9 protein-coding genes are annotated in these 13,273 nt (G+C 70.9%); 1 reads left to right on the top strand and 8 read right to left on the bottom strand.

All coding sequences use genetic code 11. From position 1 onward, the window contains the following. Positions 1-28: 28 nt before the first annotated feature. From FHX53_RS01860 to FHX53_RS01850, 3 genes are read right to left on the bottom strand one after another with little or no spacing between them, the layout of a single operon-like run. Positions 29-940, bottom strand: a complete 912-nt coding sequence (locus tag FHX53_RS01860; RefSeq protein ID WP_182489652.1) for an ABC transporter permease — start codon at positions 938-940, stop codon at positions 29-31. Between the two features lie 3 nt (positions 941-943). Next, positions 944-2,158 carry an ABC transporter ATP-binding protein gene (locus tag FHX53_RS01855; RefSeq protein ID WP_182489651.1) on the bottom strand — a complete coding sequence of 405 codons (1,215 nt, stop codon included), beginning with the start codon at positions 2,156-2,158 and terminating at the stop codon, positions 944-946. A 46-nt stretch (positions 2,159-2,204) separates the two neighbouring features. Continuing rightward, the gene (locus FHX53_RS01850) at positions 2,205-3,410 is read right to left on the bottom strand and encodes an ABC transporter substrate-binding protein (protein WP_182489650.1); all 1,206 of its coding nucleotides are present in this window, start codon (positions 3,408-3,410) and stop codon (positions 2,205-2,207) included. A 255-nt stretch (positions 3,411-3,665) separates the two neighbouring features. On the opposite strand from FHX53_RS01850, the gene ald reads away from it, so the two are divergent. Continuing rightward, the gene (ald, locus tag FHX53_RS01845) at positions 3,666-4,781 is read left to right on the top strand and encodes an alanine dehydrogenase (RefSeq protein WP_182489649.1); all 1,116 of its coding nucleotides are present in this window, start codon (positions 3,666-3,668) and stop codon (positions 4,779-4,781) included. Between the two features lie 23 nt (positions 4,782-4,804). Here ald and FHX53_RS01840 read toward each other — a convergent pair whose 3' ends face one another. The 5 genes from FHX53_RS01840 to FHX53_RS01820 form a co-directional block, all read right to left on the bottom strand. Then, positions 4,805-7,552, bottom strand: a complete 2,748-nt coding sequence (locus FHX53_RS01840) for an FtsK/SpoIIIE domain-containing protein (protein ID WP_182489648.1) — start codon at positions 7,550-7,552, stop codon at positions 4,805-4,807. A gap of 96 nt (positions 7,553-7,648) precedes the next feature. Beyond that, positions 7,649-8,533 (bottom strand): zinc-ribbon domain-containing protein, encoded by an 885-nt coding sequence (locus FHX53_RS13975; protein ID WP_182489647.1) that lies wholly within the window; start codon positions 8,531-8,533, stop codon positions 7,649-7,651. Beyond that, on the bottom strand, positions 8,530-10,893 hold the full coding sequence (locus tag FHX53_RS01830) for a transglutaminaseTgpA domain-containing protein (protein ID WP_182489646.1): 2,364 nt from the start codon (positions 10,891-10,893) through the stop codon (positions 8,530-8,532). The genes FHX53_RS13975 and FHX53_RS01830 overlap by 4 nt, the downstream gene beginning before the upstream one ends. Next, entirely contained in the window at positions 10,887-12,299 is a 1,413-nt protein-coding gene (locus tag FHX53_RS01825) for a DUF58 domain-containing protein (RefSeq protein ID WP_343050735.1), read from the bottom strand. Before FHX53_RS01825 ends, FHX53_RS01830 begins: the two co-directional genes overlap by 7 nt. Next, positions 12,296-13,264, bottom strand: a complete 969-nt coding sequence (locus tag FHX53_RS01820) for an AAA family ATPase (RefSeq protein ID WP_182489644.1) — start codon at positions 13,262-13,264, stop codon at positions 12,296-12,298. Before FHX53_RS01820 ends, FHX53_RS01825 begins: the two co-directional genes overlap by 4 nt. Between the last annotated feature and the right edge of the window lie 9 nt (positions 13,265-13,273).

Genomic DNA, 13,273 nt, shown 5'->3' with positions numbered 1-13,273 from the left:
ACCCAGATGGCGTACTTGCCGAAGCCTCTCACAGCAGATCCTCCGTTCCACTGCGCTTCACGTAGACGCTGACCAGGATCAAGATCGCCGCCATGAGCACGAGCGAGAGCGCGGCGGCCGCGGGGAAGTTCTGCAGCACGAGGAAGTTGGCCTCGATCACGTTGCCGATCATGGCGGTGTCGGTCGAGCCGAGGAACTCACGGCTCGCGTTCACGTAGTCGCCCGCAGCGGGGATGAAGGTCAGCAGCGTGCCCGCCATGATGCCGGGAGCGGCGAGCGGCAGCGTCACGCGGAGGAACGTCGAGGGCGGACTCGCGTAGAGATCGCCACCCGCCTCGACGTAGCGCAGATCGAGGCGTTCGAGCGAAGTGTAGATCGGCAGGGTCATGAAGGGGATGAAGTTGTAGGTGAGTCCGAAGACGACGGCGAATGCCGACCCGGTGATCGCCGCATCCCCCGGCAGGATCGCGAGAGCCTGCAGGAAGCCGACGATAGGGCCCTCGTCTGAGAACAGCTGCTTCCACGCGATCGTGCGCAGGAGGAAGGAGATGAAGAAGGGCGCGATGACGAGGACGAGCGCGAGCGCCTGAAGGAGGGGCCAGCGCCGAAGCGTGATGCCGATGAAGTACGCCAGAGGGAACCCGATCAGCAGGGCGAAGAGCGTCGCGAGCGCCGCGTAGCCGAACGCGCGCAGAGTCTGCGGCCAGTACTGCTGCAGCACCGTGACGTAGTTCTCCCATCGGAATGCGTTCTCGTACTGGCCGAAGACGACCGGGTCCGGCTGTTGGAGGCTCGTGATCACGAGGGAGACGAGTGGGACGAGGAAGAAGAGCCCGAGGTAGAGGAGTCCGGGCAGCAACAGGAGCAGAGCGATGGGGCTCTTCCTGCGGGCTGCCGGCTCAGCCGCCGTCGTGGAGGTCGCAAAGGCGCCGAAGGCCATGGGTCAGGCCCCCTCCAGCTCCGCCTCGAGCTGCTCGCGGCGCTGCGTCGCGATCATGCTCGTGTCGGTGTCCTCGTCGAACCGGTTGACGGGAACCATCGAGGGCTCGTCGGCGAGGCCGAAGGTGTGCCCGACGTCCCAGCTCATCCAGACCTCGTCGCCGTCGCGATGCATGCGAGAGATGCTCGTGTTCTGCGCGAAGACGGTGAACACTCCGAAGTCAGGGGAGGTCACCTCGTATTGCGTGCTCACGCCGCTGAAGGAGACATCGGTGATCCGACCAGGGCCCACGAGATTCCGCCCGGACTGCCGTGCGGGATCGCTACCGTGCAGGGTCACCTTCTCGGGTCGGACGCCGACCACGACCTCGCCGGCGTGCCGCTGAGCCCGCTCTCGCGGGACCTCGACGCGGTTGCCCGCGACGTCGACGACCATCGAGTTCCCGCTCGAGCTGACGACGTGACCGGTCATCAGGTTGGACTGGCCGAGGAAGGTCGCCACGAACGCGGTGTGCGGGAGCTCGTACAGCTCCTGCGGCGGACCCATCTGCTCGATGACGCCCTTGTTCATGACCGCGACCGTGTCGGCCATGGTCATGGCCTCCTCCTGGTCGTGCGTCACGTGGAGGAACGTCAGCCCGACGGTGTCCTGGATGGCCTTGAGCTCGATCTGCATCTGCCGCCGCAGCTTGAGGTCGAGCGCGCCGAGCGGCTCATCCAGCAGCAGGAGCGCCGGTCGGTTCACGATCGCTCGCGCGAGCGCCACGCGCTGCTGCTGCCCGCCGGAGAGCTGGGAGGGCTTTCGGGACGACACGTGGTCGAGCTCGACGAGACGCAGCGCCTCGTGAGCCAGAGCATCCGCGTTGTCCATCTTGCGTCTCTTCAGGCCGAACGCGACGTTCTCGATGATCGTCATGTGCGGGAAGAGCGCGTAGCTCTGGAACACCGTGTTGACGGGGCGCTGGAAGGCCTTGGTCGCCGTGACGTCCTTGCCGCCGATGAGGATGCGGCCCGCCGTGGGCTCCTCGAGGCCTGCGATGAGCCGCAGGGTCGTCGTCTTGCCGCAGCCGGACGGGCCGAGCAGCGCGAAGAACGACCCTGCGGGGATCCGCAGGTCGAGATCCTCGATGGCGGTGAAGCCGGGGAACCGCTTCGTGATGCCGACCAGTTCGAGGTCGGCACCCGCTTCGGCGAAGCCCGAGTGCGGGACAGCGCTCATGGACACCTCGGTGTCGCTCCTTCGGATGAGAGGGATGGAGATCGGACTACGAGCCGAGCAGGATGCTCTGGAACGCCGACTGGAACTCGTTCTCCTCCTGGGCGGTGAGCCCGCGGAAGATCTTCGCCTGGGCCAGGGTGTCGGCGTTGGGGAAGATGAGCTGGTTCTCGGCGAGCTCGGGGTCGATCGCGATGGCGGCCTCGTAGGCGCCCTCGACGGGGGTGATGTAGTTCACCCAGGCGGCCACCTCGGCAGCCACCTCGGGCTCGTAGTAGTAGTTGATGAGCGTCTCGGCGTTCGTCTTGCGCGGCGAGCCGATCGGGATCAGGAAGTTGTCGTTCCAGAGCGTCGCGCCGCCCTCGGGGAGCACGAACTTCCACTTCTCGTAGCCGGCCTCGAAGTTGAGCAGCGTGATGTCGCCCGACCAGCAGATCGCGGCGAGCGTGTCGCCGTTGACGAGATCCTCGGTGTACGCGTTGCCGCGGACGTTGCGGATCTGGCCGGACTCGACCTGCTCGCGGAAGACGTCGAGCGCGGCGTTGAACTCGTCGGCGCTGAAGTCGCCCGAGATGTCGACCCCGTTCTCGAGCATGATGACGCCGATGGTGTCGCGCATCTCCGAGAGCACTCCGACGCGACCGGAGAGGTCGGAGCGCCAGAGGTCGCTCACGGAGCGCACCTCGCCGGTCTCCTCGACGTTGTAGGCGATGCCGGCGAATCCGCCCTGCCAGGGCAGCGAGTGCGCGCGACCGGGGTCGAACGCCGGGTCCTGGAGGCTTGCGACGAGGTTCGACGCGTTGGGGATGTTGTCCTTGTTGAGCTCCTGCGTGTACCCGAGCTGGATCCAGCGGTTGACCATCCAGTCGGTGAGGCAGACGGTGTCGGCCCCGATGTCCTGGCCGAGAGCGAGCTGGTCGCGGACCTTCGCGAAGTAGGAGTTGTTGTCGTCAACGTCGATGAGGTAGTTGACCTCGATGCCGAGCTCCTCCTGGAAGCGCTCCAGGGTCGGGTAGTTGCCCTCTTCGTCCTCGTCGATGTACAAGGGCCAGTTCGCCCAGTTGAGCGTCTTGTCGCTCTCGGACTGGTCCTCAGCGGGCGAGAGCTCCTCGGAGCCGGTGGAGCACGCGGCGAGCGCGAGAGCCGTAGCGCCGGCGCCGGTTCCGGCGAGCATGGCACGGCGGCTGATCTGGGCTCGCTTGGCCTGGGCGATCAGGCTGCGGATCATCGGGTCTTCGGGAAGCGGACGGTGCATGGGCGCTGCTCCTAACGCGAATCAGGTACGACGGTGTACGCGGGTGCTGTGACGGTGGCTCGATACTGGCACACCGCCCCAGGCATCGCACCATGTGCGGCCCGATTCGTCCATTCTGAAACACAATCTTCACGAAATCAGCACATCCGGGCGAGAAAAGGTGCGGATTCCATCGCTGTGGAGCGCTACGCTGATGCCGCAGCGCACCGTGGCGATGGCACCCGGGTTGACGCGCGCCGACACAGGAGAGACAACATGAGAATCGCGGTCCCCGCGGAGGTCAAGAACAACGAGTACCGGGTGGCGATCACGCCTGCCGGCGTGCACGATCTCGTCGCCAACGGGCACGAGGTCATCGTGCAGGCGGGCGCAGGCCTCGGCTCGTCGATCACGGACGACGAGTACGCCGGTCAGGGCGCGCGCATCGTCGACGATGCCGGAGAGGTGTGGGGCGAGGCAGAGCTCCTGCTCAAGGTCAAGGAGCCGATCGCCTCTGAGTACGCCCACTTCCGGCCAGGCATGGTGATGTTCACCTACCTGCACCTCGCCGCCGAGAAGGAGCTTACCCAGGCCCTCCTCGACGCTCGCGTGACGGCGATCGCCTACGAGACGGTGCAGCTCCCCTCCCGCGCTCTCCCCCTCCTCGCCCCCATGAGCGAGGTGGCCGGGCGGCTCGCGCCGATCGTCGGCGCCAACGCGATGATGCGACCCAACGGCGGTCCGGGACTCCTCGTCCCCGGCGTCCCCGGCACGCACCCGGCCGATGTCGTGGTGCTCGGAGGCGGCGTCGCCGGCACGAACGCGGTCGCGATGGCCGTGGGCCTCGGGGCCCGCGTGACCGTTCTGGACACCAACATCCAGCGTCTGCGCGAACTCGACGCGCTGTACGCCGGGCGGGTCCAGACGATCGCGTCGAACGGCTACGAGATCGAGCGGGCGGCCGTGCGAGCCGACATGCTCATCGGCTCGGTCCTGATCCCCGGCGCCAGAGCCCCCAAGCTCGTGAGCAACGAGCTCGTCTCACGCATGAAGCCGGGCAGCGTTCTCGTGGACATCGCGGTCGACCAGGGCGGGTGCTTCGCCGATTCGCGGCCGACCACGCACGCCGAGCCGACCTTCTCGGTGCACGACAGCATCTTCTACTGCGTCGCCAACATGCCGGGCGCTGTACCGTCGACCTCGACCCACGCCCTCACGAACGCGACGATGCCCTACGTTCGCGCGATCGCGAACCGAGGCTGGCGCGACGCGCTCCGGGCCGACGCTGCTCTCGCGCTCGGACTCAACACTCACGACGGGAACGTCACCAACGAGCCCGTCGGTGCGGCCCACGGGCTGAGCTCGATCGATCTCGCGAGCGCGATCAGCTGATCCCCCGATCGCCGCGGGCCTCATCATCCGATGCGGTCCGCGGCGCTGCCTAGGTCGGGTTCGAGCTCTGCCCACCGGGCTCGGAACGGCCCGCGCGAGTCGACGACGATGACCTCGTCGGGTGCGTCGTCGTCGCGAAGAGGGATCCTCGCGCGCGCGCCGAGCACCGCGCGCGCGTCGCTCTCGCTCGCGTCCACGAGCACCACGACTCCCTCGCGGCGGGCGAGTGCGAGGGCGGACCACGTCGCCTGCCACGTCTCGGCGTCGGCGACGACGACACCGTGCGCGGGTCCGCCGCGCAAGCCGTCCGCGACGATCGCACCGACACCGGCGAGCACCATCGGGTCGCTCCCGACCTCGATGCCTCGGCGTCGCAGCCGGTCCGCTGTCACCGTGGGTCGAGGCGACACGACAGCGATGGGAAGCCCGGCGGGAGGGCTCCAGACGGGGATGACGGGTATGCGCGCAGCGATCGGCTCCTGCTCCCGCTCGAGCACCTGGATCGCCCGGCCGCGCCATAGGCCGCGCCCGCGAGGGGCGGACGGGTCGAAACCGGCCGGTGACCCGCCCGCGGCCCGATGATCATCGAGCGACGCCGCGCGCAGCAGGAGCACGGAGTCGAAGCGGCCCACGACCCCCGCCCGGGCACGGAGCACCGAGGAGCAGCTCGCGGCGATGGCTCCGCCTCGGCGGCGGATCCGGCGGTCAGCAGCGTCGAGCGCCTCGAGCACGTCGATGGCCCGATCGCCGGCTTCTGCGACGAGGACATCGATCTCCGGGATCAGCAGGAGGAGCAGTCGGCGCGGACCGTCCGGTGCGCGCGGACCGCTCTCGAGCTCCTCGCGCAGTTCCAGGAGCGCGCCGACGGCGTCCGCCGGCCGCCGCGGGAGCACCACCGCATCGCATCCCGCGGCGACGGCGCTCTCGCCGAGCACGGCGAGGGCGTCCTCCGCTCCGCTCCCCCGGCCGCCGACGATGAGCAGAGCGCCATCCCGCTGCGGCGACCACTCGCCGCGGAGTCGACGCTGTCGATCTGGATCATCGACGATGCCGATCGTCAGGCGGAGACCGTCCGCGGGGCCGCTCGCGGTCTCGCTCTCGCTCTCGGGCTCGGCCTCCATCGCGGCAGTGTGCGCTCGCCTCACGTGGTCGGGTAGCGGCGGAAGCCATGGTCGCGGCGCAGGCTCCGCCGCCCTCCACCGATCGGCGACGGCGCGGATGTCGCTCATCCCGATCGTCGCGATCTGCACGCTGCTCGAGCGGCCAGCGACGGCGAGCGCGGCACGCCCCGCCGGTGAGTCATCCGGCGGGGGCGGGCCGGGGAGGAAACCCTTCGACTCCGCGGTGCTCGCCATCCGGAATGCGACACGGATGCCGCAGTTGGCGGCGACCGCGTCGCGCACCACCCCCGCGGGTCTCTGCGTGCACAGCACGAGGTGCATGCCCAGCGAGCGCCCCCTCGCCGCGATGTCGGCGATGAGCGGCTGTAGCTCGGGGAAGCTCTCGACGAGCACGGCGTACTCGTCGACGAGGATCAGCAGCCGTGCCAGAACCCCTGATGGCATGTCGCCGATCTCCCTGGCGCCGTTCGTCAGGAGGACGCGCTCGCGGCGTCGAATCTCAGCACGCAGGCTCCGCAGCGCGCGTTCTGCGGCCACCGCATCGAGATCCGTCAGGAGGCCGGCGACGTGCGGGAGGATCGCGAGCTCGGCGAACGCCGAACCGCCCTTGAAGTCGACGAGGAGGATCGATCGATCAGCGGGGGATGCTCCTTCGACCCACGCGAGGGCGACCGTCCGGAGGAACTCGCTCTTGCCGCTTCCTGTCGTACCGCCGACGAGGGCGTGCGGAGCGTCGCCGAGGAGGTCGATCCCGACCGGACCGGCCGCATCGACGCCGATGACGCCGGGAGCCGCTTCGCTTCCGACGGAACCCGCGATCGCTTCCGCTCGGATCGTGGACCACGCGACCGACGGCGGAAGCGCTGCCACGCCGGGCGAACGACGCCGCAGTACGAGCTCCTGCTCCCGCAGCGTCGCCCCTTCCGGCTGCACGAAGTGCTCGACGCCGTCCGGCAGCCGCACGCGCATGCGCGTCGGCGACTCCACGACGAGCTCGACCGGAACGAGCGCAGCACCGGCATCTCCGTGCGGGACGCGCGCCGTGCGCACCCGATCGACCACGCACGCGGGATGGAGGCCCACCAGACGGGCGACCGAGTCGGCGGCGCGCCCTCGCCCGACGATCCGGATCGGGCCCGCGGGGACGGCCACGGGCAGCGCGGGGTGCAGCGACGCGCGGGAGACGAGCTCGGCGAGACGTCGCGCGACCGGTCCGTCGTCCAGAACCGCCGGTCGCTCAGGGGCGATCGCGCTCGGACCGGGCGCGACGCCGACGCGGACGGGTGCATCAGCAGGGCACTGCGGGTCACCGGCGCGCAGCAGCTCGTGCAGCGGCGGTCGCGCCGCGTCGGCTCGCGCGCGCTCGAGCGCGTGTAGCTCGGGCACTCGGGCGAGCCACGCGGCGCAGTCGCGATCGAAGCGCGCCGCCTCCTCGCGCACGTGGCGGCGGGCGGTGCGGCGCGCATCCAGAGTCGTCGCGATGGCGATGAGCGGCGTGAGCGCGGCAAAGACCAGCACGAACACCGAGCCGGTGATCAGGAGGATGACGACGGCGCCGACCGCGGGGGCGATGACGGCGATGACGGGGAACGGCGTGTGCGGAGGAGGCGTGGGCGGAGTCGGGAGAGGCGGCATGACGAGCGCGGTCATGCGGGCAGTCAACCGCGCGGATCTCGCAGGCCGGTGCCGTGCCCGCTCGCTCGTGGATCGCGAGCTTGCCAGCGACCCTGAGGAGGAGAAGCCGTCCTAGCTGACGACGACGAACTGCTCGCCGATGTCGATGCGCGTCCCTCGCACGACGCGGTAGCGGCGACCCGGCTCGCAGTAGCGGGCCTCAGAGCCCGGCTCGCGGATGACGGAGCCGTTGCCGGAATGTCGGTCGCTGACCCAGAAGACGCCGTTGTCCTGCCCGAACTCCAGGTGCGACTTCGAGACGGAGCGGCCCGGATCCACGATCGTGACGATGTGGTCGACGGCCTCTCCCGGCTCGGGGCTGGGGTTCCGGCCGATGATCCCGGAGCCGAGGACGGTGTAGCTCTCGCCTGTCGAGAACTGCAGGACGAAGCGCGCGCCCGGTGACCCGCGCGGGACCAGCCGGGTGTTCTCGGTGTCCGGCTCGAGAGTCGGCTCGGGCGGAGTCGAGGCGACCGCAGACGGCGCCGGCGCGAGAGCGACCGCGGGAACCGATCCCGGAGCGAGCGCCGGCCTCGGCGCGACGATCGCCGTCGGAGCCGGGGCGGACTCGGGGATCGGGCTGGACACGGAGGACGCCGGGCTCGCGACGGTCTCCTCGACGGCGGGTCGATCGAGTTGCTCCCCGCACGTCCCGCAGTAGACGTCCTCGGGCTCGGGCGATGCCGCGCAGCGCGGGCAGCCTCGCTCCGCAGGTCGCGGTGCGGCGGCGGGCGCGGGCGGCGAGATCGGCGCGGCGGGCTGCGCCAGGGGCGGGTCGTCGGGCTCCGGCGGAGTCGCGGGCGTGATGGAGAGCGGATCGCTGGCGGAGAACGGCATCGCCGCCGAAGTCAGGGGCACAGGGGGGACGACCGGGCTGCGGGCTGCGACCGATCGACCGCACTCGCCGCAGAACATGGCGATGGGCGGCAGGGTGGCACCGCAGTGCTGGCAGATCACGGTGCTCGCCTCCCCCGCTCGGTCCTGGAGCGGCCAGGATACCGGCGCAGGGAGCGCACCGAGAGCGCGGCGCGCCACCGCTCGCGCCGGCGCCTGCCGGCGACGAGCGCTGCGCGCACGGCGTCGACGGCCGTCCAGACGCGATCGGCCTCGCCGGCTTGCGGGGGCTCGGGTGCGTAGTCGACGCGGTCCGCGACGCGCGCGAGAACGCCGGCCTGCGGTTGACCGATGATCCTGGCCACCTCGCGCCGAGTCGCGCCCACCGGGATCTCGAGCCCGTGATCGGCGGCCGCGTCGGTGACCTCGCGCCACCCACCGAGGATGCGCGTGGTCGGGTCGGCGGCGCGACGACGCCGCCGACGACGCCGCGCCTTCGCCGCCACCACGCCGACGAACGGCGCGGCGATGAGTGCAGCGACGGCGAGGACGATGCCGACGAACCTCGCGATCGTGAGCAGGAGGGTGAGCAGGTCGTCCTGCTCGGGACGCTCGCCCGGCTCGATCTCGGGCGGGGACTGCTCGTCGGCGACGGGCGGAACCTCCGCCGGTGGCTGAACCGCGTTCTGCGGCCGCGACACCGGGACCGGCTCCTGGGGCTCGGCCGGAGGGATCTCCCGCTCCGGCGGCATGACATCGACGGGCACCCAGCCCTCCCCCGCCACATCGACCTCGATCCAGGCTGTCAGGTCGTCCGATCGCAGCGACTCCTGCGCGCCGGCGATCGGGCCGTACCCGAGGACGATGCGGGAGGGGAACCCGAGCTCGCGCGCGATGAGAGCGGCGAGCACCGAGTACTGCTCGGCGTCGCCGACCATCGGGCGGCGCGTGAGCAGCTCCCCGATCCTGTCGAGCGAGTGGCCGGACCGGCTCGCCGGCTGCGCCGGGTCGACCCCGTGGGAGACGTACCCCTGCTCCCTGATGGCCTCGAGAGCAGCGGCCAGACCTGGTCCTGCGCCGTCGACGCCGGCCGTGACCCCGTCGAGCCAGGCGCGCAGCTCGTCGGAGGCCGCAGCGATCCCCGGGACGGCGGTGGCGCCAGGCGAGCTCTCTGCGAGCCGGACGCCAGGCTCCTCCGGGACGACGGCGTCGAGGACGTAGGTGGTTCCTGCCTCCGTTCCACCGATGAGAGCCGCCGTCCCCGTCGTGGCGTTGAGCCTCACCCGATCTCGCAGATCAGCGGCGTCGTCGCCCGCGAAGCGCACTCCGCGGAACTCGCCGACGGTCGGCAGCCAGCTGCCTGTGCCCTCGACCACCTCGATCTCGATCGCGGCGCGCTCACCGGGAGACTCAACCTCCCGCTCGGTGGCGATCCGCACGAAGCTCCCCGACGCGGCGGAGACCTCGGCGCTGCCGACGGCGAAAACCACGCCGTCATAGCTGTCGAGGGTCGCGATGCGCACGCGCGAACCCTCGGGAGCGCCGGAGACCCGCAGGGCGATCTCGGATGCCCGAGGGGGGTCGAACGCGGCACGGAACGCGGCCAGCGGGCTCGGCAGCTCGCGCGGGTCGAATGGCCTCTCGACGATCGAGCGCAACACCACGCGGTCCGTCGAGGGTGACGCGGTGACCCCTGCGGCGACACCCGCCCCGCCCGCGACGAGGAGGAGTGCCGTCGCCGAGGCGAATGAGCGTACGACGGCGCCACGCGCATCCAGCGGGTTGTCGGCGCCGCCCGCGCGGAGAGAGTCGGTCCGGCGGTGACGTCGAAGCACGGCGACCCACAGCATGAGGACGACGACGAGCGCGACGGCCGTGACGAGGGGGACCGCACGATCGTCGCGACCGAGGGCGACCGCCAGCAGGAATCCGAGCCCGGGAACCGCGCCGGCGAGGGCGGGCCTTCTGGTACGCAGAGCGATCGAGGCCGTCAGAAGAGATCCGACGTACAGCAGGACGAGCGCCGGGACGAGCAGGGCCTGATAGGACCCAACCGGGAGGTCGATCGTGAGCAACTGCCGCCACCCGAGGACGATGCCGGAGGTGAGCTCGAGCAGACCGGCCGGCTCGGGGAGGATGCCGTAGACCGTCCGCTCAGGCACGGCGAGGGGCACGCCGATGATTGTCAGGACGGCGACCGATGCGAGGATCCCGCCCCATGCCGGCCAACGCAGCAGGGCCCCGGCAGCCGCGATCGCCGTGCCTGCGGCGATGGCCACGACGGCGAGCACCACGAAGGGAACCGCGCGGTAGACGGGCCAGAGCGCCGCAGAGACGAACGCCCACGACAGGAGGGTGAATGCGAGCGATGATGCGAGGACCGCCGGCCGCGGCGGGGCCGCGAGCGCGGCAGGGCGCCGCGCCGATCGCCGGGCCGACGGTCGCCCAGGGTTGACGCGGCCGCCGGGAGCCGCGTTCACCACTGCTCGGCGCCCCTCATCGCACGTCGTAGGTCCGACAGCGAGCCGATCGTGATGACGCTCAGACCGCTCAGCCGTCGGCGACCGGGAACGTGCTCGGGGTCGCACTGGATCGCGACGACCTCGACGGACGGGGGGAAAGCGGCAGCCGCCGTGCGCAGTCGCGAGGGCCTGACGCTCGAGCCGATCACGAGGAAGGCGACGGACACGCCGCGAGCGCCGCCGCCGGCGAGCCTGCTGACGTCCACGACGCCCAGCGCCGAAGGGCTCAGCTCGACGAGTGCGAGGTCGTCGAGGAGGCGCCCCGGTGCGATGGTCGACAGGTCGCGCGTGGCCACGACGGTGCGCTTGGCGAACTCGGGCGTGAGAGCCGAGACGAGGACGGAGACTTCGCGCGCGTCGCGGATCGCGCGCGCACCGAGGCTGCCCGCGGCGCTCACGGCCAGCTCGAACTCCGCGTCCGAGGCGAAGTCGATGCTCGCGATGCTCAGAGCCACGACGAGGTGGCTGCGCCTGGTCTCCTCGAACTGTCGCACCATGAAGGTGCCGGTCTTGGCGGTCGACTTCCAGTGGATGTGACGCCGGTCGTCGCCGGGAGTGTACTCGCGTAGCGCATGGAAGGCTAGATCGCTCGGAGTCAGGTCGCGGGTCGCCTGCCCTTCGAGATCGCGCACGAGCCCGCTCGAGGTCGAGGGGATGTCGGTCGTCCGTGGGTGCACGATGATCTCCACTGCCTCCGTGAAGGTCACCTCGCGGCGCACGAGCCCGATCGGATCGGCGCGCACGGTCCGCACCGGGCCGAGCACGAGCCGGCCGCGCCGCGTCGTCGGCACGGGGATGTCGCGGTCGACTCGCGCGCCGTGCGCCAGGCCGGGCAGGGCCACGGGCACGATGCCCTGCCCGACCGGCACGTCCAGTGAGACGCCGAAAGCGCGGCGGCGCGACGAGTTCGCGACCGCGAGCCGCGCGACCGCCGGGTCGCCGACCGCGACGCGGCTCGGCGGCGTGACGAGCTCGACCGACAGGGGCGTGCGGCCGATCAGGTACAGGAGCGCAACGAGGGCGAGCGTCGCGGCAGCGGTGCCGACGACGACGAGCTCGCTCCACCCCCACAGGTAGCCGGCGAGGAGCGACAGCGGGGCCACGGCAGCGAGGGTCCAGCCCACGGGGGTGACGACCGACGACGCGGCGCGTCTGGCGTGATCGAGCCCCGCCCCGAGGGCACGGCCGACGCGGACGACGGTGACGAGGGCATCCGCCGTCAGCCCCGTCCGGGTGCCGACGATCCGCGTCCTCGCCGTCGTCACGGTCGACGCGAGCGTGCTCTCATCGACGCCACGATGAGCGCGCTCCTCAGTGCGGCCGCGCGTGGCGGTTCGCTTGGAACCCTCGACGGTGCGCGAGCTCACACGGCGACCCGATCGCTCGGCGGCGGGGTCTCGAGCAGCACCTGGCCCATCACGGAGGACGCGGTCACGCCGTCGAACTCCGACTCGGGGTCGAGGATGAGCCGGTGGCCGAGCACGGGCTCGACGAGAGCCTTGACGTCGTCGGGGATCACGTAGTGCCTGCCCTCGAGGGCGGCGTAGGTCTTCGCGCAGCGCACGAGGGCGAGCGCGCCGCGCACGCTGGCGCCGAGCCGGACATCCTCGTGCGTGCGCGTCGCCTCGACGAGCCGCGCGACGTAGTCGGTGATGACCGGGTCGACGTGCACCGTGCGGGCCGCGCCGATGAGATCACGGACGACGTCCAGGCCGACCACGGGCTCGAGCTTGGAGGCTCGGGGTCCGCCCGCGCCGTCGAGGATGCGGACGGTGGCGGCGTGATCCGGGTATCCGATCGCCGTCTTCATCAGGAAGCGGTCGAGCTGCGCCTCGGGGAGCCGGTACGTTCCGGCCTGCTCGATCGGGTTCTGCGTCGCGATGACGAGGAACGGCGCCTCGACCTCGTGCTCGACGCCGTCGATCGTGACGTGCCCCTCCTCCATGACCTCGAGGAGCGCTGACTGCGTCTTCGGCGAGGCGCGGTTGATCTCGTCGGCGAGAACGATGGTCGCGAATACCGGCCCTTTGTGGAACGAGAACTCCCCCGAGCGCTGGTCGTAGACCGTGATCCCTGTGATATCGCCCGGAAGCAAGTCGGGCGTGAACTGCACGCGAGTCGTGGTGCCGCGGATGCTCTGCGCGAGCGCGCGAGCGAGTGAGGTCTTGCCCGTGCCCGGCACGTCTTCGAGCAGCAGATGCCCCTCGCTCAGCATCGCCGCGAGGCTCAGGCGAATCACGTAGCTCTTGCCGAGGAGGACCTGCTCGACGTTGGCGACGATGCGGCCGGCGATGTCGGCGAACCAGCGCGCCTGGTCGGGGGTCATGGTCATTGCGATGCT

The organism is Microcella alkalica, from assembly GCF_014137945.1.
GTDB classification, from domain to species: Bacteria; Actinomycetota; Actinomycetes; order Actinomycetales; family Microbacteriaceae; genus Microcella; species Microcella alkalica.
The sequence above is the reverse complement of the archived record's forward strand: the minus strand, read 5'-3'. Positions and strand labels throughout refer to the sequence as shown.